This window comes from Alicyclobacillus hesperidum subsp. aegles (assembly GCF_027923525.1).
GTDB classification, from domain to species: domain Bacteria; phylum Bacillota; class Bacilli; order Alicyclobacillales; family Alicyclobacillaceae; genus Alicyclobacillus; species Alicyclobacillus aegles.
Map to the genome: position 1 here is coordinate 1 of NZ_BSBJ01000059.1, position 439 is coordinate 439.

Annotated in this window: 1 rRNA gene; it reads right to left on the reverse strand. The window is 58.5% G+C overall.

What is annotated here, in order from left to right:
* Nucleotides 1–439 (reverse strand): 16S ribosomal RNA (locus tag QMF38_RS11445); the annotation flags it as partial.

Consider the following 439-nt stretch of genomic DNA (forward strand, 5'->3'; position numbering starts at 1 on the left):
GGGTTACCTCACCGACTTCGGGTGTTGCCGACTCTCGTGGTGTGACGGGCGGTGTGTACAAGGCCCGGGAACGGATTCACCGCGGCATGCTGATCCGCGATTACTAGCAATTCCGGCTTCATGCAGGCGAGTTGCAGCCTGCAATCCGAACTACGAACGGCTTTCTGGGTTTGGCTCCACCTCGCGGCTTCGCTTCCCGTTGTACCGCCCATTGTAGCACGTGTGTAGCCCAGGACATAAAGGGCATGATGATTTGACGTCATCCCCGCCTTCCTCCGACTTACGCCGGCAGTCACCTGTGAGTCCCCACCTCTACGTGCTGGTAACACAGGTCAAGGGTTGCGCTCGTTGCGGGACTTAACCCAACATCTCACGACACGAGCTGACGACAACCATGCACCACCTGTCTCCTCTGCCCCGAAGGGAAGGTACATCTCTG